The organism is Methyloglobulus morosus KoM1, from assembly GCF_000496735.2.
Taxonomy (GTDB): Bacteria; Pseudomonadota; Gammaproteobacteria; order Methylococcales; family Methylomonadaceae; genus Methyloglobulus; species Methyloglobulus morosus.
The window spans coordinates 12626-32913 of record NZ_AYLO01000018.1 but is presented as its reverse complement, the minus strand read 5'-3'; the positions used below and the strand labels follow the sequence as shown (position 1 = coordinate 32913).

The 20288-nt window shown below is 50.1% G+C and carries 23 protein-coding genes; 7 read left to right on the top strand and 16 right to left on the bottom strand.

Going from position 1 to position 20288, the window contains the following annotated elements:
• The 16 genes from MGMO_RS18870 to nifH form a co-directional block, all read right to left on the bottom strand.
• Positions 1-123: NAD(P)-binding domain-containing protein (locus MGMO_RS18870; protein ID WP_152976278.1), on the bottom strand; the 123-nt coding region annotated here is incomplete at its 3' end.
• Between the two features lie 205 nt (positions 124-328).
• A complete protein-coding gene (ald, locus tag MGMO_RS02995; RefSeq protein WP_023493549.1) occupies positions 329-1435 on the bottom strand; it encodes an alanine dehydrogenase in 1107 nt (368 codons plus the stop codon).
• A gap of 67 nt (positions 1436-1502) precedes the next feature.
• Positions 1503-1886, bottom strand: coding sequence for a Co2+/Mg2+ efflux protein ApaG (gene apaG, locus MGMO_RS02990; protein WP_023493548.1), 384 nt, complete (start codon positions 1884-1886; stop codon positions 1503-1505).
• 14 nt (positions 1887-1900) lie between these two features.
• Positions 1901-2863: a CAF17-like 4Fe-4S cluster assembly/insertion protein YgfZ gene (ygfZ, locus tag MGMO_RS02985; protein ID WP_023493547.1), complete on the bottom strand. Its 963-nt coding sequence runs from the start codon at positions 2861-2863 to the stop codon at positions 1901-1903.
• Complete coding sequence (locus MGMO_RS02980; RefSeq protein WP_023493546.1) at positions 2854-3453, bottom strand: nitrogen fixation protein NifQ; 600 nt, start codon at positions 3451-3453, stop codon at positions 2854-2856. The genes ygfZ and MGMO_RS02980 overlap by 10 nt, the downstream gene beginning before the upstream one ends.
• A 27-nt stretch (positions 3454-3480) precedes the next feature.
• Positions 3481-3795 carry a ferredoxin III, nif-specific gene (fdxB, locus tag MGMO_RS02975; RefSeq protein WP_023493545.1) on the bottom strand — a complete coding sequence of 105 codons (315 nt, stop codon included), beginning with the start codon at positions 3793-3795 and terminating at the stop codon, positions 3481-3483.
• A gap of 9 nt (positions 3796-3804) precedes the next feature.
• Entirely contained in the window at positions 3805-4017 is a 213-nt protein-coding gene (locus MGMO_RS02970; protein ID WP_023493544.1) for a CCE_0567 family metalloprotein, read from the bottom strand.
• 95 nt (positions 4018-4112) lie between these two features.
• Positions 4113-4586, bottom strand: coding sequence for a NifX-associated nitrogen fixation protein (locus MGMO_RS02965; RefSeq protein WP_023493543.1), 474 nt, complete (start codon positions 4584-4586; stop codon positions 4113-4115).
• Entirely contained in the window at positions 4579-5004 is a 426-nt protein-coding gene (nifX, locus tag MGMO_RS02960; RefSeq protein WP_023493542.1) for a nitrogen fixation protein NifX, read from the bottom strand. Before nifX ends, MGMO_RS02965 begins: the two co-directional genes overlap by 8 nt.
• Positions 5005-5078: 74 nt before the next feature.
• Positions 5079-5207 (bottom strand): hypothetical protein, encoded by a 129-nt coding sequence (locus tag MGMO_RS20835; protein WP_023493541.1) that lies wholly within the window; start codon positions 5205-5207, stop codon positions 5079-5081.
• 3 nt (positions 5208-5210) lie between these two features.
• The gene (locus MGMO_RS02955; RefSeq protein WP_023493540.1) at positions 5211-5603 is read right to left on the bottom strand and encodes a Rieske (2Fe-2S) protein; all 393 of its coding nucleotides are present in this window, start codon (positions 5601-5603) and stop codon (positions 5211-5213) included.
• A gap of 151 nt (positions 5604-5754) precedes the next feature.
• A complete protein-coding gene (gene nifN, locus MGMO_RS02950; protein ID WP_023493539.1) occupies positions 5755-7128 on the bottom strand; it encodes a nitrogenase iron-molybdenum cofactor biosynthesis protein NifN in 1374 nt (457 codons plus the stop codon).
• Between the two features lie 8 nt (positions 7129-7136).
• Positions 7137-8828, bottom strand: a complete 1692-nt coding sequence (gene nifE, locus MGMO_RS02945) for a nitrogenase iron-molybdenum cofactor biosynthesis protein NifE (RefSeq protein WP_023493538.1) — start codon at positions 8826-8828, stop codon at positions 7137-7139.
• Between the two features lie 371 nt (positions 8829-9199).
• Entirely contained in the window at positions 9200-10759 is a 1560-nt protein-coding gene (gene nifK / locus MGMO_RS02940; protein ID WP_023493537.1) for a nitrogenase molybdenum-iron protein subunit beta, read from the bottom strand.
• Positions 10760-11022: 263 nt separating this feature from the next.
• Positions 11023-12483, bottom strand: coding sequence for a nitrogenase molybdenum-iron protein alpha chain (gene nifD / locus MGMO_RS02935; protein ID WP_023493536.1), 1461 nt, complete (start codon positions 12481-12483; stop codon positions 11023-11025).
• A gap of 116 nt (positions 12484-12599) precedes the next feature.
• On the bottom strand, positions 12600-13493 hold the full coding sequence (nifH, locus tag MGMO_RS02930) for a nitrogenase iron protein (RefSeq protein WP_023493535.1): 894 nt from the start codon (positions 13491-13493) through the stop codon (positions 12600-12602).
• Between the two features lie 510 nt (positions 13494-14003).
• Between nifH and MGMO_RS02925 the strand changes: the two genes are divergently transcribed.
• The 7 genes from MGMO_RS02925 to MGMO_RS02895 are packed head-to-tail and all read left to right on the top strand — an operon-like array spanning position 14004 to position 20030.
• Positions 14004-14429 carry a response regulator gene (locus MGMO_RS02925; protein ID WP_023493534.1) on the top strand — a complete coding sequence of 142 codons (426 nt, stop codon included), beginning with the start codon at positions 14004-14006 and terminating at the stop codon, positions 14427-14429.
• The gene (locus MGMO_RS02920) at positions 14426-14839 is read left to right on the top strand and encodes a group II truncated hemoglobin (protein WP_023493533.1); all 414 of its coding nucleotides are present in this window, start codon (positions 14426-14428) and stop codon (positions 14837-14839) included. The genes MGMO_RS02925 and MGMO_RS02920 overlap by 4 nt, the downstream gene beginning before the upstream one ends.
• An 8-nt stretch (positions 14840-14847) precedes the next feature.
• Positions 14848-15435: a hypothetical protein gene (locus tag MGMO_RS02915; RefSeq protein ID WP_023493532.1), complete on the top strand. Its 588-nt coding sequence runs from the start codon at positions 14848-14850 to the stop codon at positions 15433-15435.
• 12 nt (positions 15436-15447) lie between these two features.
• Entirely contained in the window at positions 15448-16257 is an 810-nt protein-coding gene (locus MGMO_RS02910) for an NAD(+)--dinitrogen-reductase ADP-D-ribosyltransferase (protein WP_023493531.1), read from the top strand.
• Positions 16257-17162: an ADP-ribosyl-[dinitrogen reductase] hydrolase gene (gene draG / locus MGMO_RS02905; protein WP_023493530.1), complete on the top strand. Its 906-nt coding sequence runs from the start codon at positions 16257-16259 to the stop codon at positions 17160-17162. The genes MGMO_RS02910 and draG overlap by 1 nt, the downstream gene beginning before the upstream one ends.
• 1 nt (position 17163) lies before the next feature.
• Complete coding sequence (locus MGMO_RS02900) at positions 17164-19209, top strand: ArsC/Spx/MgsR family protein (protein WP_023493529.1); 2046 nt, start codon at positions 17164-17166, stop codon at positions 19207-19209.
• Positions 19206-20030: an ankyrin repeat domain-containing protein gene (locus tag MGMO_RS02895; RefSeq protein ID WP_023493528.1), complete on the top strand. Its 825-nt coding sequence runs from the start codon at positions 19206-19208 to the stop codon at positions 20028-20030. The genes MGMO_RS02900 and MGMO_RS02895 overlap by 4 nt, the downstream gene beginning before the upstream one ends.
• Positions 20031-20288 lie beyond the last annotated feature (258 nt).

The following is a 20288-nucleotide window of genomic DNA, read 5'->3' as shown; positions in this document are numbered from 1 at the left end:
GAACTCTTCCGTCGTGGCACCGGTGCGGTTATGCACCGCGACCTTGTAGCCGTGGTCGTCCATGTTGAGCACCAGGTTCTGCCCCATCACCGCCAATCCGATTAAGCCGATATCTGCTTTCATTTTACCTTTTTTATTTTTGATGTAGAAATTTGTTGTTTAAATTGTGTTCCAGTGAGTTTGGCGAATGTTGACAGCAGGAATACTGCCACCAAGCCTTGTATACCAAAATTAACCCGTATCGTACCTTGCTATTTTCAAGTGACATGCCGTTTATAAATTTATTTTAAACAGTAACTTAGGTATGAATCGACTTCAACGGCAACCCCTAAAACACTTGTTCGGGAGAGGTGTACGCTAAACCAAAAGCGGTCGCCACACCGGGATGCGCCACTTGCCCACGATAGATATTAAGACCTGACTGTAGCTCTGGATTGTTTACCAACGCATCAACGCCCTGGTCAGCCAAAAGAAGGACATAATCGGTCGTCTGGTTGACGAGGGCGAACGTACTTGTCCGAGGCACGGCACCGGGCATGTTGGCGACACAATAATGCACTATTCCATCGATTTCATAAGTCGGCTGGCTATGTGTTGTCGGCTTGGTGGTCTCCACACACCCTCCTTGGTCGACAGCGACATCGACAATCACTGTTCCTTTACGCATGCTCGACAGCATAGGACGCGTCACTAGCCAAGGCGCTTTCCCGCCCGGAATCAACACCGCGCCGATAACCAAATCGGCTTGGCAAACCGCCTCTTCTATCGTGGATGGGTTGCTTTTTCGCGTCTGGATACGCCCGTTGTAGAGGTCGTCGAAATAAGCGAGCCGATGATGGCTCACGTCCAGAATTGTTACTTGTGCCCCCATACCTATGGCTATACGGGCTGCATTGGCACCGACTGTGCCGCCGCCTAATATGGTCACATCTGCTGGCGCAACGCCGGGAACACCGCCCATGAGTACCCCACGACCACCTTGGGGCCTTTGCAGAATAGCCGCTCCAACTTGTGTGGACATACGTCCCGCCACTTCACTCATCGGCATCAATAAGGGCAGTTGGCCAGAATGCGTTTGGACTGTTTCATAGGCGATTGCCGTAACGCCGCTAGTAAGCAAAGCCTTAGTGAGCGGTTCATTAGAGGCAAGATGTAAATAGGTAAATAGTAACATATCCTTACGTAAATAAGGATATTCTGCACTAAGCGGTTCCTTCACTTTCACAACTAATTGCGCTGCCCAGGCATCGTGTGCGTGTTCAACAATTTGGGCACCCACGGAACGGTATTCCTGGTCGGGAATAAAACTACCCTCACCTGCCCCGGTTTCAACCAGCACTCGGTGACCTCTTGCGACCAACATTTTGACCGCACCGGGCGTTAAGCCAACACGATATTCGTTGTCTTTAATTTCTTTGGGCAATCCTACAAGCACGCTTAATATCCAGGTAAATTAGTGTGATAAAGGCCTACTATGCAATAAAAGGATAATGCCGCAATTGTTAATGGAAAACCTGCCGCAACGTTGCCAAGCGAAATGCTGGGATAGGCGCATCGAACATCACACCATCATCGCCGATTAACTGATAACTGCCGTGCATGACACCGACAGGAGTCCTAATACTGGTCATGCTGGTATATTGAAATTTCTCACCCGGCCGTAAATAAGGCTGTTCGCCTACGACACCTTCACCAATTACCTCTATTTTTATACCGTTCGCGTCTGTAATTATCCAATGCCGACGCAACAATTGCGCCGCGACGGCACCGCTGTTCTTGATGGTCACTGTGTATGAGAAGACATACTGGGCTTGCCCTGGCTGGGAATCTTGGGCGAGATAAGTCGTTTTAACATCAATATCAACAAAATGAAATTTAGTTTCCATAGTTACCTTTAAACTTACGCCGTAAATATAAGCCTGGAACCGGTCGGGCTTGCCAGGATCACTTCGCCTTGGCTTTGCTGTTCGATCTCAATTACGGCCTGGAGCGCAACCTGCCCGGTTGAATGGCGTGCTGCCGACAGTACGTGACCTATACAGTTTGGGTTGTCGGCATGATACAGCGGTGTCCCCGCGTCCGGTAATGGTTGAGAATCCGTGTGGGCAATATACAGCTTGCGCTTAAGCTTACCTCGATAATGCAGCCGTGCAATCACTTCTTGACCGGGATAACAGCCTTTGGTGAAAGACAACCCACCCAATGATTCCAGGTTCAGCATTTGCGGCAAGTATTCGCCTGCCGTGGCTGGGACGATAAAAGGCACACCGCTAATAGCGTCTAAGTACGCCCATTCATCCTTATCGATTAGCGCAACATCCGGCAGCAATTTCTCGCAAAGGACATCCATCGCATCATTGCTGCCAACAACTAGCCAGCGGGGCTGTGTTTCACCAGGCAGTGGGATAACGGTGCAGTCCCCACTCTGGGATGTGATCCCGAAAGAGTCTTCTTGAATCGGCATGGCCAATGCCTGCGACAGAAGTTGGGTCGTACCTGTCCCCGATAAACCCATAAGCTTTAAGTTTTCCCCATGATCGTTAATGCTTACTTTGGCGCGTAGGACGTGCAATTTCAACTTCCGGATGACAGGCTCCACCATATCTGCCGGCAGGAACAAATAATAAGCATCATAGCGCTTGAAGATTAAAAAGCTTGCCAGTACCCTTCCTTTGGTATCGCAGATTGCGCTGAACTGGCTGTATGACGGTGAGACTAGCTTAACGTCACTGGTGGATAGCCCCGACAGGAAGCTCAGTGCGTCATCACCCGTGACTTCAATCAGCCCATAACCTGAAAGCTCTGCCATTATATCTTCGTATTGCACAGGGTTTTCTAATTGCATACCTTGAACTACCGCCATAATCCCTCTTCTTCCGAGCCAAAACAATTTTGGTAATCGACACAGACAGCACAACTCGGAGATCGGCAGACATAAGCTCCGGCCCGTTCACACAGTTGCTTATAGAAAAATTTTTTCCAGCGCATGTTGCCGGTATTTTTCTCATAAAGCGTGCTGAAATGCTGTTGCATAAGCCCCGATAATTCCTGGCGATTATTCAGCCCCATATCCTGCCACAAATGGTCGTCGCCCATACAACAGGCGGTAACCGCGTAAGCCAGCCAAGTCGTTTCTGTCCCGGTATTGCCCCGGTGTTCGAGCAGCAAGGCCAAAACATCGTCAAATTCATCCCCATGGGAAGTGGGAGCCGTATACTTAAAAGCATTGAGGGCTGGCGTCAGGAAAGCCCCTTGTGCGCCTGGAAAGTAGGTCTCGATTAATGACTTGTAATCGCCGATCTCGAGCCCGAATGTCAACCGCCCCGCCAACCTGGAGGAACTGCGTACCATGTTGATGGCGGCCGCAAATGTTTGGGTCACCGGATCGGATGGCGCGCGGGCATGGACCAATAGCGGGTCATAATGTTGATAAGCGTCAATTTTGGCCAACATAGTTATTGCCTGTGATATTAAATGCGCTTAAGCGGCTTGATCCATCTCATGGGCATCATGGGTATAACACTTTTTAGGACAAATTTTGGCGCAAGCCTCGCAACCGACACAATTATTCGGATTAGCGATTGACATCACCTTTTTATCGTATTCGTCCTCGTCATCTTCGTCACTTAGTTTGACGGTTTCGCCATCCGCATTGATGCCGACCATCTCCAGCACTTCCCGACCACAGACTTTGTAACAGCGCCCGCAACCGATGCAATTATCCTGGTTAATGACCTCGACAAATTGCGGACTCCATAACTTTCCGCTAGGCAATGTTACGGTAAATTCACTCATGGTAATCTCCTATCCTCCAGCTTCAGCGATTTGTTTACGTATTGCGCTCAGTTCCTCATAAGCCTGATAAGTCTTTTCAGAGACTTCGCGGATACGCTCCCAGCCTGTAGGCAAATCTTCCGCCAAATCATGTAAATCCATCTTTAATGCGGTTGCCTGGGCATTTAATTTCTTTAATTTAGCTTTAACATCTTCATTTTCAATTACAGCTGTTTCAGTCACGATTATGTTCTCCGTTTCTGTTTCTAGCGTTGTATCGGCACAGCTTATAGCGATGCGGATTCAATAAACCTTGCATTTGGATAGTTAAGATGCGGCTATCCGTATTTCGCAACTTCAGGATAGGTTTCAATCATCGTCACACCTGCCGAAACCAGCTTCTCCCCATCATCTGCGAGTTTGCCCATGTTATCGAAACCGAAGCGATGCACATCCCGTAATTGCTTATTGACCACAATCAAACGACCCGCAGCCAGGATCATCCGGCCAAAACCTTCGTGGGACATTTTCATCATGGGCGTAACCATCACTCCGGTAGCGCGTTCAATGGACAGGCCGACCGCGTTATAGAACAGCTCCAGCCGCCACAGCGTCTCTGGATCGGGGTCACCGATAATCGGCATGGCTTTACGTTTCTCTTTGTCTAAAATATAGGGTTCGAGCAATAGCTCATCACTCTTGCCTTCCCAGGTGCCATAAGAATCCTGCGCCCGCCATTGCTTGACGAGCTCCTTGACGAACAACGAGTCCATCGGTGATTCCGTCATCTTTACCGCTAATGCCTCAGCCATGTTCCACCTCTTCATCTTCTTCAAAATCAAACGAACGTTCCTGATCCTTGTTGCCTTTAGCAAGCACTTTACGTAACCAAGGCGGCGGCGTTCCGCGTAAGACTACCTGCAATTTTTCCAGCAAGTCAGTAATAAGCTCTGGCTGCGCCACTTTCATCGGATGTATTCCTTGCGCCACCACCCGCGCCGCGCCGGAACCACCGATGGCGGCCACGTACAGGATGGTGCAATCCTTGACTGCATCAAGCTTTGGCGCGAGCTTGTCTTCATTGCCATCCTCCTGTAGATCCCCTTCAAACTGGATCGCCTCAAGAAGTTGGTAACTATCCGCCGACAGTTCATAGATGACGATGTTTTTGGCCCAGCCAAAATGTGCATCGACCCGTTTCAAATCTTGCGTAGCAAATGCAACTTTCATACTTCCTCCACTAAAGAAAACTTTTTCAGTAACGTTTTTTGGCTCAATAAGCCGCAACTTCCGCGCCCACATATTCAACACTTCCCATAGTGCGGAATCTTCAACTGTACTGCATTTCGCCCGAACAGGGAGAGAACAACCAAGCCACCGTGGGTAATGCTTATTTTTAAGGCTTTATAAGCATCTATCGACTCAGCTTTCATGTTTTAATCCCCCCTATCCAAACCATCCTCTTCGGCCAATTCCACACCCGTTATGCAGACATCGCCCTCATCGATCACGACTGTAACCGGGGTTAACTGTTTACCCTGGCAAGGCCCGATGAAACAGTGACCGGTATCTGGGTCGAATTGGGCATGATGTTTGCCGCAAGTCAGGAAATTTCCATCCTCGTCCATGAACTGCCCCGGTATCTGGTCCAAGCGTTCACCGCCATGCGGACAAACATTTTCAAAACCAAAGAAATTTTTGCCTTTACGGGTAATCAAAATGGGCCAAGGTATTGCTTCACCAGTTTCCCCTCGCCGCGCCAGCCAAAATCCGTAAGCCTGGTTTTCATCGACTTCTATCGTCCGGCAAACCGCATATAACTCGTCCATTGTTTATCCTTTAATTTTCCGAAAACCAAGCGGTATAACCGCAATGACCCTGATACATAAGGAAACTCTGGGCAATTTTGTCCTGAGCTTGTCGGAGGACTTGTTCAGAGATTCCATAATATAGAAAACCTTTTCACTAACATTTTTTGGCTCAATGGGCCTCAGCTGCCACGCCCACCTGCTCTTGTTGCCTCATAGCGGGATACCAGGTATCAGTATGGGCTTCATGGGCATCGGCTATAAACATATTGGCTATCTCAAACACCAGGTCACGAGTGCCGCGATAACCAACGATGGTTTGGTGCGCCGCACCTAAGCGGTCAAACATGGGAATGCCGATGCGGTAAAACGGTATTTTCAAACGTTCCGCCGCTTGCCGTCCGTGCGAATGGGTGACTAGCAAATCGCAGGTCGCTGCTTTGGCTTCCAAGTCCTCAAGGTCGCCGATCAACACTTCCTCTGTCGCCATACGCTCCAACAAGGGCGAGGCGGTGGTTGTAACGGCGGCAAAAATTTCTGCGCCGAGTTCGGTAAACCAATTGCCAAGCGCCCACAACAAATCGGGTTCGGCACCGATGGCTATTTTTTTTCCGCCGAAATAAAAATGGCCGTCAAGCATGGCATCAACCAGCTGGCTGCGCTGCCTACGAATCTTGTTGGGAACGGCATTACCACTTAGTTTTGCACACAGTGCTATCAACTGGTCACTGACACCCAATCCGGTCAACCTGTCGAACAGGGTGAAAGGTACATGGGTCAATTTTTCTAATGCAACTGCCGCATCGCGCATTTGTTCGCCGATAGCGATGGTATGCCCAGAAAATCCTAATGATGCGATCTCTTCCAACGTGATGCCGCCAATCGTCGTCGGGGTGAAATCTTGCGGCACATGTCCATCCAGTGAGCCGGACAAATCCGGCATAAATGCGGCTTCCAAACCGAAGGCATCCAATATGTCACGCAACTCGTCGAGGTCTCCCGGCGTCAGGTGTGCTCCGGGCAAAATGTTTACTTTTTTCAAATTGCGTACTGCGTCGACCGGTACAGGCTTGACCAGTTGCTCGATCATCTTGGTCACGGTTTTCGCCCAACCGTCCTGAAAGGCATCCTTGAAATCGGGGGTAGAGACATATACCAAGGCGATATGATCCAATTCAGGATGCTTCTCCCGGATCAGCTTGATATAGCCGTCGACATCGTCGCCCTTGGTTTCAGTCACGCCTGTCGATGAAATGCCGATGATAGAAGGTTTCTGCTTTGCCGCTATGGTCAAGATGGCCTGTTCGACATTATCAAGCCCACCGAGTACCGTGGCGACTTCGCTCATCGCCGTGGTTTGCAGCGGAATAGCTTCCTTAAAATGCCTGACAAACAGCACCAAACCAAAGGAGGTGCAACCTTGCGAGCCGTGAAATAAAGGCATACAGTTATTGATGCCCATATAAGCCAATGCGCTGCCGATCGGCTGGCTCATTTTCAGCGGGTTAACCGCACAGGATTTTTTGGAATGCACCACGGTCGCCATGAAATCACCTATGCCGCATGTTGAGTTTGTGAAGGTTCCGCACCGGCAACAGGCTGATTCCATTCATCGATAGTTTTGATAATCTTGCCGAGCTTATCGCTGCAACTGCCGCAACCGGTTCCGGCCAGGGTTTTTTCCGACACCAAAGCCGCCGTTGTCAAACCGAACTCAGTGATAGCATCTTCGATAATGCCACGGCTGATATTCTTACAATTGCAGATAGTTGTAGCACGGCGTTTGTCACGGGCCAGCGCCGGATCTGCAGCCATGGCAGCGGCTTCTGCCGCTATCGCAGCATCGGCGACATCTTCCCAGGTTTGCTCGTCCCAGGGGGCACGCTTGCGTACTTGTTCCCAAACCGGGTTATAAAGTGCCTTGTCGATTTCCTTGACCAGCTCGACCATCCCGACATAACCCATGTAAGCGTGATGGCGTTCCTGGTTGATGTCGAGCCAAGGCATCTTGGCTTTCAAGGCTATGAACTGGGAACGTCCGCCCGACAACATAATGTCGGCCTGGGCATCCCTCAGCATCTTATACATTTCGCGGGGACTCATGTCGTCGATCATGTGTGCATCTTCGCCCATCAATTCCTTGATCCGTTCCTTGTCTTCCTTGGTGGATTTCTTGACGCTGGTGCCGACCAATTCCATGCCGGCCTCCTGCAACGCCGCCACCACCGACCAGGACTTTACGCCGCCCGTGATCAACAAGACTTTCTTGCCGGTCAGGCGTTTCTTATAGGGTTCAATATTTGCCCAAGCCAGCGCTTCTTCGCGGGCGATTAAGGCTTCGGTACGCTCCATCAATTCCGCCGGAGCGCCTTTTTCAATCAATAAGCGGGAGATTTCCCGTAGTGCCTCGCTGCTATCTTCAATGCCATAAAAAGACCCTTCGAAAAAAGGAATGTCGTAGCGGTCTTCCATCTTGCGGGCAATGTTAATCATGGACTTTGAACATACCATCATCGCCGCTTTCGCCCGATGGGAAGAGGCTACGTCATGATATTTCGCATCGCCGGAAATACAGCACAGGATGCGTATGCCCAACTCGTCCAGCAAGGGCTTGACTTGCCATAACTCGCCGGACAAATTGTATTCGCCGATGATGTTGATGTCGTAAGGCGTGGTGTATTCGGGCTCTTCCGTGCCGATGACATGATCCAGGATCGCTTCCCCGGCCAACTTGTTGCCCAGGTTTTTAGGACCGACAAAACCCGGCGAATTGATCGGTATCACCGGCTTGCCGAATTTTTGCGAGGCCGCTTTACAGACTGCATCGATATCGTCGCCGATCATCGCCGGCACGCAAGTCTGATAAACAAAAACCGCAGGGGGATCGTATTTTTCAATGATTTCTTTGACCGATTTATACAGGCGCTTTTCGCCGCCGAAGACGACATCGGTTTCGTTGATGTCGGTGGTAAAGCCGGTACGCCATAGGTTGGAGCCGGAAGATTTCGAACCCCGGTTATCCCAGGAATTTCCTTCGCAAGCAATCGGGCCATGCACGAGATGGGCGACATCGGTAATGGGCTGCAAGGCTATTTTGGCACCGTCGAAGGCACACCCGCCCGCCGCACCGCCGGGTTGCAATTGCTTGGTACAACCTTTCTTGCGCTCCTTATCCGATTTACCCTGGTTTTTTTCACAACCGGGTTCATTGAATACCTCTTGGATCTTACCGGACAGACTACTCATACGTATTCTCCAATATTAAACCAACCGACATAGCTTGACCCTTTAACAATTTCCGATCAAAATGCAAGGCTGTCGTTAACAAACCAGCCTTGGCTTCGGCTATAACAGCGGGATCGGATACATCAGCCCATCAGGTTTCCCTTATGCTTCGGATATCCGATCCAGTTGATTCCATTCATGGTTCGACAAGGCTCTCCCGAGTTTATCGAATGGATTACCACGAACGGAATCAAACCTCCTTCCAACTTATGCCTTAAGTCCGTTGAAGAACCTAAGCGGAAACTCCTTATTCCTCTTTACTTACCAGACCTTCCAAGCAAGCAAGCTCCTAAATAGCGATATACGAAACCTTATTAACGCATAACCGATGGTTAGCGAATAATATCGTAGCTATAGTCCGTCTTAGCAGGCACGATGGTATTTTTGTCGATTTCATCGAAGATCTTGTCGAGAATCGTAACCAACACGTTCATACCGCCTTGATAACCCCACACCGGATAACGGTGGTGGTGGTGACGGTCAAATACAGGGAAGCCGATACGGATCAATGGTGTACCAGTGTCGCGTTCCAGATATTTACCGTAGGTGTTGCCGATCAGAAAATCGACTGGCTCGGTGAACAACAAGCTCCGCATGTGCCACAAGTCATTGCCGGCATAAGCATGGCAGTTTTTGCCGAACGGTGAAGTCTCCAACAGGGCTTCCACTTTGGCTTTCCATGCCTTGCCGCCGTTGGTCGCCAGGATATGGGTAGGCTCTGCTCCCAATTCCAACAGGAATCCAGCCAACCCTAAACACAGGTCAGGATCGCCGTAGATGGCAAATTTTTGGCCATGGATATGGGCGTTGGAATCGGCAATCGCATCCACCAGACGACCACGTTCTTTTTCGAGGGACGCAGGAATCGCTTTGCCAGTGATACGGGAAATATCCATCAGGAATTTATCAGTCCCCGCCACACCAATCGGATGGTTATAGGCTAAAACTTCATGACCATGTTCCTTGATTAAAGGTAGGGTTTTTTCTGTGCAATACTCTTGCATTGAAAACGTAGCCTTAGCATGGATCGCATTCGCGGCATCTTCCAAGGTAGTGCCACCATCGTACATACGGAAAGTACCGTCGGTTGGGGTATCAAACACGTCACTGTTGTCACAAAAGATTGTGTAATCAACACCCATCAATTCAAATATACGTTTGATTTCACGGGTATTCCCTACCGTGTAGCCGTCAAAACCACCGATGAAATTGATTTTTTCATTCGGTACGCGTTCCAACTTAGGTACGGTGCCAGCCTTGCCATCCCAGAAATGTGCAACAATACCTTTAATTGCATTGTCGTAGCCAGTGATGTGGCTGCCGACAAAGGCAGGGGTATGGGCAAACGGTACGTCATACTCATCCGGCACCGAGCCTTTTTCCTTCGAGGTCTTGATAAAAGCGTTCAAGTCGTCGCCGATAACTTCTGCCATACAGGTGGTAGAAACCGCGATCATCTTCGGTTTATACATGCTGTAGGTGTTGGCAAGGCCGTCGATCATGTTGTTCAGGCCACCAAATACCGCTGCATCTTCAGTCATACTGGAAGATACGCAAGAGCTGGGCTCTTTGAAATGACGGCTTAAATGACTGCGGTAATAGGCAACGCAGCCTTGCGAGCCATGTACAAACGGTATTGTGCCTTCAAAACCGACTGCCGCGAACACCGCACCTAACGGTTGGCAGGCTTTCGCAGGGTTAACGGTCAGGGCTTCACGGGCGAAATTCTTTTCCCGGTAATCCCAGGTCTTTGTCCATTCCCTGGCTTCTTCAAGTTTGTCCTTCGGTTCTGCAAATTCAAATTCTTCTCTTTTCTTCTCGAACATTTCCACATATTCCGGTTCACGGAACAGGTTGAAGTGGTCAAGAACTTTTTCAGCATTTTGTGCCATGGTATTACTCCTGTCGTAATGTAGGGTGTGTGGGAACGTGTTTAAAAGCTGTTACGAGACTCGATTGCTACGTTGCGCGGTACTCGAAACAGTCATGTACTATCTGTACACTCCTATTTCTGCGTTCCGTGCGCCTTGCACTCGATCCGCTAGCGACGCCTTTAAAACACGTTTAGCACACCGTGTACTATTCAAACTCTATTTGGGGCGCATTCACGCACCCTACTTACCTTTAAAACTAACCTTAATATCCATATAACGGCTTAAGCCGCTGTCTTCCAAGGTGTCCTTGCCAAACCCCATACTGGATTATTGATGGCCATATCCATATCGCGGGCAAAGATAGCGAAGCCATCGTAGCCGTGATAAGGGCCTGAATAATCCCAGGAATGCATTTGACGGAAAGGCACGCCCATTTTTTGGAATACGTATTTTTCCTTGATGCCTGAACCGACGAGATCGGGTTGGATCGCTTCGACAAACTTTTCGAATTCATACCCGGTCACGTCGTCATAGATCAAAGTGCCGTCCTTGACGTAGTGGGTCGTCCGTTGATAGTCGTCGTTATGGCCGAACTCATAACCAGTACCGACGATTTCCATACCGAGGTCTTCATACGCGCCGATAACATGGCGAGGGCGCAAACCACCGACAAACAACATCACTTTTTTGCCTTCCAAACGTGGACGGTATTTAGCGACCACGGCATCCATCAACGCTTGATATTTAGCAATTACCCGTTCAGCACCTTCCTTGATGTTGTCGTCGAAATAGCTGGCAATCTTACGTAAGGATTCTGCAATTTTGGTCGGGCCGAAGAAATTGTATTCAACCCAAGGCACCCCGTACTTTTCTTCCATGTGGCGGGAGATGTAGTTCATTGAACGGTAGCAATGCAACACATTCAATTTGGCTTTAGGTGAATTTTCCAATTCCGCAATAGAGCCGTCACCAGACCACTGTGCAATGACGCGCAAGCCCATTTCTTCCAGCAGGATGCGGGAAGACCAGGCATCGCCGCCGATGTTATAGTCGCCGATGATAGCCACGTCATAAGGTGTGGTGACGAATTCAGGGTGCTTATCCTCTGACTTGTCGAACACCCAATCCCTGATCGAGTCATTGGCAATATGGTGTCCTAGGGATTGCGAAACACCCCGGAAGCCTTCGCAACGTACAGGTACGATGGTCTTGCCGTTATATTCCTTGGTTTTCTTTTTGGAGACGGCTTCGATGTCGTCGCCAATCAAACCGATTGGGCATTCCGATTGCACGGTGATACCGTGATTCAACGGGAACAATACCTCGATCTCGTCGATAATCTTTTCCAGCTTCTTGTCGCCGCCGAAAACGATGTCCTTTTCTTGGAAATCAGACGTGAACTGCATGGTGACGAAGGTATCGACCCCGGTAGTCCCGATATAATAATTGCGCCGCGCCGCCCAGGAATACTGGCCGCAACCGACCGGGCCGTGGCTGATATGGATCATGTCCTTGATCGGGCCCCAAACCACGCCTTTCGAACCTGCATAAGCACAGCCCCGGATGGTCATCACACCCGGTACGGACTTGACGTTGGACTTAACTCCGCAGTCCGGTTTGGTTTCTTCATAGCTACCCAAATGTTTGGCGCGGCGTTTGGCGGTCTTCTCAGGGTAGACTTCCAAAACCTCGTTGATGAGGGCCTTATTTCGTTCTTTAGTTTCCGCAACGGTTAAACTCATGATGATTCTCCTTGCAATGATAAACAAGCTTGTGGTTAGGGGTGGAAACCTGCCTAGTGGGTTAGTGTAAGGGCACGAACACCCACCCAACCGATTCCCACCTTCGACACTCGCTTTTAGGCGGCCGAAGCGGCTGCCAACTCTGTTGCCGACTTACCGACCTGTGTTTCGTCAACCTGCTTCATAATGCCGTGTTCCATCAACATATCTTCCAACTCATCCATAGTAATCGGGGTAGGGATGATGCCGTTGCCCGAGTTGTTGTGGATTTTGTTAGCCAAGTCCCTATACTCTTGAGCCTGCTTGGAATCAGGCGCATATTCCATGACCGTCATACGGCGCAATTCGGCATGTTGGACGATATTGTCGCGTGGGACAAAATGGATCAACTTGGTGCCCAGCTTAGCGGACATGGCTTCAGCCAATTCCAATTCCTTGTCGGTTTGGCGTTCGTTACAAACCAATCCACCCAAACGCACACCGCCTGAATTGGCGTATTTCAAAATACCTTTGGAAATGTTGTTGGCGGCGTACATCGCCATCATTTCGCCGGACATTACGATGTAAATTTCTTGCGCTTTGTTTTCGCGGATAGGCATCGCGAAACCGCCGCAAACCACGTCGCCCAATACGTCATAAGACACATAATCGATGTCTTCGTAAGCGCCTTCTTCTTCCAAGAAGTTGATCGAGGTGATAACACCGCGACCCGCACAACCGACTCCAGGCTCAGGGCCGCCGGACTCGACGCATTTGATGTTCTTATAACCAACCTTCATCACGTCTTCCAGCTCCAGATCTTCTACGCTACCGGCAGCCGCAGCCAAACTCAGGATGGTGTCTTGCGCTTTTGCATGTAAGATAAGGCGTGTTGAATCGGCCTTAGGGTCGCAACCCACGATCAGGATTCTTTGACCCAGGTCGGAGAGCGCGGCCAATGTGTTTTGCGAAGTGGTGGATTTGCCAATCCCGCCTTTTCCGTAAAAAGCAATTTGTCTTAACTTTGACATATGTAATCTCCAAATATTATAAGTAATCGAAATAATTTCAGTGCCTAGCAGACTCTGCCTGCACCAACCCTTCCAACATGAAAACGGCAATCCTTTCTCTTTTTTCTTTTTGGTGACCGTTGCGGTGAGTCGTTGAGTACTGCTCGTTTTTGTAATTGCAATGATTGTGCCATGCAAACAAATAAATCCTATCTATCTGATTAATAAATATTTTATTTCGTCAAAAACGATTAGTTTGTTACCTTTAGGATTGTTACAAACCTTACAATGTATGGGAAACTGTAAGGAATCATACAAAAATAGCAGTAGGCAGAAGTCCTAATCAAATCACTCCTATGAAATCTAATTACCTGATTAAAAATACTTTTTCATAACCATCAAATTTGTGGAACAGAACTTGCTGCATTGATAGGGAGTGGCACAGTGAGTGTCTTTTAGCCACCACTTTATTAATATCTTCCCATCGTCTTTTTTCTGGGAAGATTTTTTTTATTCAGTAAGGAGAATCACATGCAAATCGGCGTGGATAGCGATAGGGCGGTTGATAACCGCCGTGTCTTTGTGGTAGATAACGATGAAATTACCTGTGCGGCCTTACAGTTCATGCTCCACGATGAAATAGAAACACACGAAATAACCAGCCTCACGGCAGCCTACGCCAAGGCCGTGGATTGGAAGCCCGATTTAATGCTCCTTGGAATAGGGATAGTCAAGGAATATGGTATTGGTGTATTGGCGGAAATCCATGCCAAGATTGTCGGCCTCAAAATTATTTTGGTTGCGGATTCAGCTAGCGACCCTTTAGCCCAGGCCTGCCTCAAAAACGGCGTCAATTCCATCCTGGCGAAGCCGTTGACTATCGAAAAAGCGCGTCAGAGGGTGGATGCCCAGCTTGGCCGTGCCGTTAAACTGAGCATCCCCGTGGTGCAGGTGTGACAAACCAGACATTACCCATCACTGCGGCGGTTAACAATCCCCACTATCACTTACTCGGCGGTGAAACGGCAGTAAAGAGTCTAGTGGAAAGATTCTATCAATTGATGGACGAATTGCCGGAAGCACGTACCATCCGCGCACTGCATCCGACTGATTTAACCCAGGCCAAGGAGCGGCTATTCCTGTTCCTTTCGGGTTGGTTGGGGGGGCCGCCGCTGTATGCCGAGCGCTTTGGACAACCGCGATTGCGGCGGGCGCACTTAGCATTCCCTATTGACGAAGCCGCCCGTGATGCTTGGATGCGTTGCATGACCCAGGCGCTGAGCGAACAAGCGCCCGACCCCGAACTGTTGGCACAGCTTATTGACTCTTTTTACAAAACTGCCGATTTTCTTCGTAATCAAAATTAAGGATATCCATGAATACCATAGCCGAAACCCCATTCGCTTCGCTTGACAACGAAAACCGCCTGCTAAGCCCAGTTTATAAAGATTTCACCACGAAACCGGGACGATTTGGCTTTCGCGGTGAAATTGCCCTGAAATTTGCCCAACAATTCAGCGATGAAGCGCGTCCTCCCGAGATAAAATTCGATCAAGTGATGATGGTTGCCAACGCAGGGGAAATGACGATACCTTTCCTTGCCGGTGTGGCCTTGTCGCTGGAACATCTGAAACTGTTGTGTGAAGTATTGGGTGATAAACTGTCGCCGAACGGTAAATACTTCTTTTTTGCGGGCAATCTGGACATCAGCAACCGTTACCAGATCCCTTACGGCGGCGTGACATTTTGGGTTTTACCATTAGATGAGGCGACGGTCTATAACGAATTGTTGGATCTGTTTTATATCGAGCGCGGCGACCTTAAAAAACTGAATACCGCCGGAAAGCTGGATGCTATCGCCGATGCCTCGGCAAGCTTTTCCGGCAAATTTCAGGAAATCAGCTTTGAGGAAGGATTGAAAATTATGGGGCCGATCAAGATCCCGGAAAATCGACCCGTATAGCTAGGCCACCGCATGGGGCAGGATCGAGACCCTTACGGTCGCGGTCATAGCACTAATCATGTCGGGGTGCCAAGCGGCCTGATCGGTAGCGTTGCGTTTAATGATTATCCATTGCCGCTACAAATCAGTGCCATACGCGAAACCAACCGGTCGTTTTTTCGGCAACTCGCCGAGGCCGAAAGTGTAAGCCAATCCGAAACGATTTTCGCAGATTATATGAATGTGGCCTTTGGTCTTGATGAAACGATACCCGCCGCCCTGCCTCGGCGTTTTCGGTCCAGCTATCTTCGGCTGCTGAAAGGTTGGGGGTATGATGCCAACAGCCGGGAAGGCGCCGTACTCAAAGGCTGGGTGGAAAGCCGTTTCGGGCTCTTGCCCACATTCCATCACACGCCACTGGATCGCTATACTTCGCCGGAATGGAATCGCTATATTGAAGAAAAAATGGCTAGCCGTTTTCATAATAACAGTATTAATCTTCAACTAGACCTACTGTACGAGTTTTGCCAATGGCAACTGACCAGATGGCATTTCCGCCATCAACGCCATATCACCCTCTATCGTGGCATTAATGACTTTCGTGAACACTGGCTATTGCACGAAGAATCGGGCCGCCATGCTATCGTGCGCCTCAATAACTTGGTGTCTTTCAGCACCAACCGCAACATTGCCGACGAATTCGGTGACTATATACTCGAAGCCCAAGTGCCCGTTGTCAAAATTGTTTTCTTTAATGAGCTTTTACAACAACACCCCCTTAAAGCCGAAGCAGAATACTTAGTGCTCGGCGGCGAATACCGGGTTAAGGTGAGCTATTTATAATGGATTGGGACGATATCCACAGACGCGCGCTAGGCGCATACCTTGGACTGGCGATTGGCGATGCCTTAGGCGCCACTGTAGAATTCATGACACCGCGCGAAATACAGGACAGATACGGCATGCACCGAAAAATCATCGGTGGCGGCTGGCTGAAACTAAAACCCGGACAGGTCACCGACGATACCGGCATGTCGTTAGCGCTAGGCGACGCTATACTATCAACAAACGGCTTTAACACGAAAGCGGCGGCCGATGCTTTTGCCGACTGGCTCAAATCCAAACCTGTGGACTGTGGCGCCACCTGCCGTCGCGGCATCCGGCGTTACATGCTCGACGGTAGCCTGGAAGCACCTCCGAACGAAGGCGATGCCGGCAATGGCGCGTGCATGCGTAACCTACCAGTCGTCCTTGCCACCTTGGGCGACGTAAAAGAATTCGTGACTGGGACACTGGCGCAATGCCGTATTACCCACCATCATCCACTCTCGGATGCGGCAAGCCTGGCCCTTGGCCGGATGACACAGCAACTCCTCCTGGGTGGCGGACTCAAAGCTTGCCGAGCCATAGCCAACACCCTTATTTCCGACCATCCGGCATTTCGTTTTGACCCCTACCCTAAGCGCGCTTCCGCTTATATCGTGGACACTGTCCAGACCGTGTTGTATTTTTTCTTCCGTACCGACAGTTTTGAATCCTGCGTAACCCAGGTGGTCAACCAGGGCGATGATGCCGATACGACAGGCGCACTCGCCGGAATGCTGGCAGGCGCCGCCTACGGCGTTCAGGACATCCCGGCACATTGGCTTAAAAAGCTAGACCCAAAGGTAACGCTAGCGATTGAATCCCAAACAGAAAAATTACTGAAACTTGCGCGTAAGCAGGTAGAATCAAAGGTGGGAAGCTAACATGGCGATAGTGATCTTTTATGAGAAGCCCGGTTGCGCCAACAACAGCCGGCAAAAACAGTTACTGGAAAAAGCCGGACATCAGGTCGTCCCCATGAACCTGTTAACAAACGGATTTACTGCTGACGAACTGCGACCTTTTTTTGGTGATAAACCTGTCACGGAGTGGTTCAATCGTGCTGCACCGCAGATTAAATCGGAAGAAATAACACCGGAAAACTTGACCGAAACCGAAGCGTTGAACCTTATGCTGACCGATCCGTTGTTGATTCGTCGCCCGCTGTTGCAAGTGGGCGAACAACGCGACTCTGGTTTCGACCAAGACCGGATCGATAGCTGGATCGGCCTTAGCCCCGAACAAGTCGAGGCATTGGCGGAACAAGACCTGGAACGCTGCCGCCGCAACGCCAAACCAACCCTGTCCGGAGCCATCGAAATGACTTCTGCAAGTAATTACGACCATGTATTGGCGTACCATAACCGCACCAAACATCGTTTGGAACGCTATGCGACAGGCCCGGAAACTTTGGATTGGACCAGCCAGCCGAATCCGTTCCGCGAATTTAGCGGCGCACCAAGGATAACGCTGCCTTTTGCGGATACTGAATTGGCCACGCCCTTTGCCAACCTTTATCAACCCTCGGCTGTCGCCCCACAACCACTCGACCTTCAAGGCATCGGCTGGCTGCTGGAATTGGCCTTGGGCATTTCGGCATGGAAAGAATACGGGCCGGATCGGTGGGCGCTGCGCTGCAACCCTTCGAGCGGCAACCTGCACCCGACGGAAGGCTATATCGTCTGCGAAGGCGTCCCTGACCTCAGCGACGGCGTTTACCACTATATTAGCCGGGATCACGTTTTAGAGCGACGGTTTAACGCCTACCGAAGCGACGATACGGCAATTACCCTGCGATTGTTTGTCGGCCTCAGTTCGATCCACTGGCGGGAAGCATGGAAATATGGCGAACGCGCTTTCAGGTACTGCCAACACGATGTCGGCCACGCCATCGGGACTCTACGTTACGCCGCCGCCGCGCTGGGCTGGTCGGTACGTATCGTGGAAAACCTAGGCAGCGATCGGTTGGCTGGCTTGCTGGGGCTAAACCGAAACCAGGATTTCACCGGGGCGGAAACGGAAGAACCTGAGCTATTGCTGGCAATTACCGCCAACACGGGCGAAGCGGATTCGGATAAATTACCCGATTGGGATTTAGCCCGAGGAGAATGGTATGGAAAAGCGAATACTCTCGATCCTCACCCCATGTACCACTGGCCTGTGATCGATGAAGTCGCGGCAGCGACACGCAAACCCGTAACAGACTCGCCAATATTTCAACCGACAACTGAATATCCGCCGTTACCGTCGATTAACCAAACACCTGCCGCCGCCCTAATCCGGCAACGCCGAAGTGCCCAGCACTTTGACGGGAAACCGAGCATAACCGCAGCCGTTTTTTATCATATCCTAGATTGCCTGCTACCCCGCCCGGCACCACCCTGGGATGTATGGCAATATCCGCCTAGGTTGCATCCGGTCTTATTCGTACATCGGGTGGACGGCCTTACCCCTGGCCTCTATATTTTACCGCGTAGCCACATTGCAGAATCTTCCCTCAGGGCGGCTTTAAGCAGCGAATTCGCCTGGGTCAAGGCGCAGGAATGTCCTGATCATCTGCCCTTATTCCAACTTGTTGCCGCTGACTGCGGCCAAGCATCGCAAACGATCAGTTGTCACCAAGCCATCGCCAAACAAGGCTGTTTTTCGCTTGGAATGCTCGCGGAGTTTGAACCGACCATACAACAGGCTTCTTGGCTCTATAGGGAATTATATTGGGAAGCGGGACTGCTTGGACAGGTGCTTTATCTGGAAGCGGAGGCGGCGGGTGTGCGTGGAACGGGCATTGGCTGTTATTTCGACGATTCCATGCACGAACTGCTCGGGCTTTCAGGGCAAAGTTTCCAATCGCTTTACCACTTCACCATCGGCTATTCATTGAATGATGCCCGAATACTCACCTTACCGCCCTACCCGAAGGAAATGAGATGACACCGACAATACCTTGGCAACGCGTAACCGTTTCGGAGGCGCAAGCGCTATGCAAGCGTACAGACCTTATGCTTTTTGATGTGCGTGATCCTATATCATTTACGCAAGGCCATCTGGAACGCGCGCAACATCTTGCAGAAGCAAACCTCGAACAGATACTCTTTAATACGCCCAAGAAAACGCCCATGCTGATTTATTGCTACCACGGCAATGCCAGCCAGACTTACGCCAAAATATTTGCCGATTTCGGCTTCAAGGAAATCTACGATCTTATCGATGGTTATGAAGCATGGCGCATCAGATCCTTACAAATACCGGACAGGGTGGTGAATGTATTACCTGAGCCACTCAACGCTTGGCTCACGGCACATGATTTTCACGCCAATGCCGCCGAAGCAACGATAGCCAACCAAACCACGCCGTTGATGTGCGCCTGCCGACTGGGAGAGTTACCTATGGTTAAAGAGCTTGTCCAATTGGGTGTCGACGTCAATGCCTTAAACAGTGACGGCAACAATGCGCTCTGGTTTGCGTGCTTTAACGACAATCTTGACACCATCGATTATCTCGTCCAAAACGGCATTGACATTGACCATCAAAATGACAACGGCGCGACTTGCCTCATGTATGCGGCTTCCGCAAGCAAACATCAGGTCGTTGAACGCTTGCTTGCTGCTGGTGCAGACACCAGCCTGAAAAGCCTGGATGATTTTACCGCCCTGGATATGGCAGCCAGCCTTGAATGCCTTAATCTCCTACGACGGATAACGAAGGCATATAATAAGGCTAAAGGTGATGCCAACCTAATGCCGTTAAGTTAAGAAAAAATCTCCCTCTCCTGCTGGATCCCTACCTGGATGTAGGTTAGTGGGGCAACGCAGGAGCAGTTGCCGAGAGGGTTGGGGTGGGAAGAATTAGATACAGGAAAATCGACCTTACCCTAACCTTCTTCCCTCAAGAGGAAGCCGTAGGGGTAGTAATAAATATAGGGCGGATAGCCGCACATCTTGATTGGGTTTCAATTTATCACGGTTGTTTGGCAGCGGTGTAATCCGCCGCCTGTACTTTACCATGCGGCG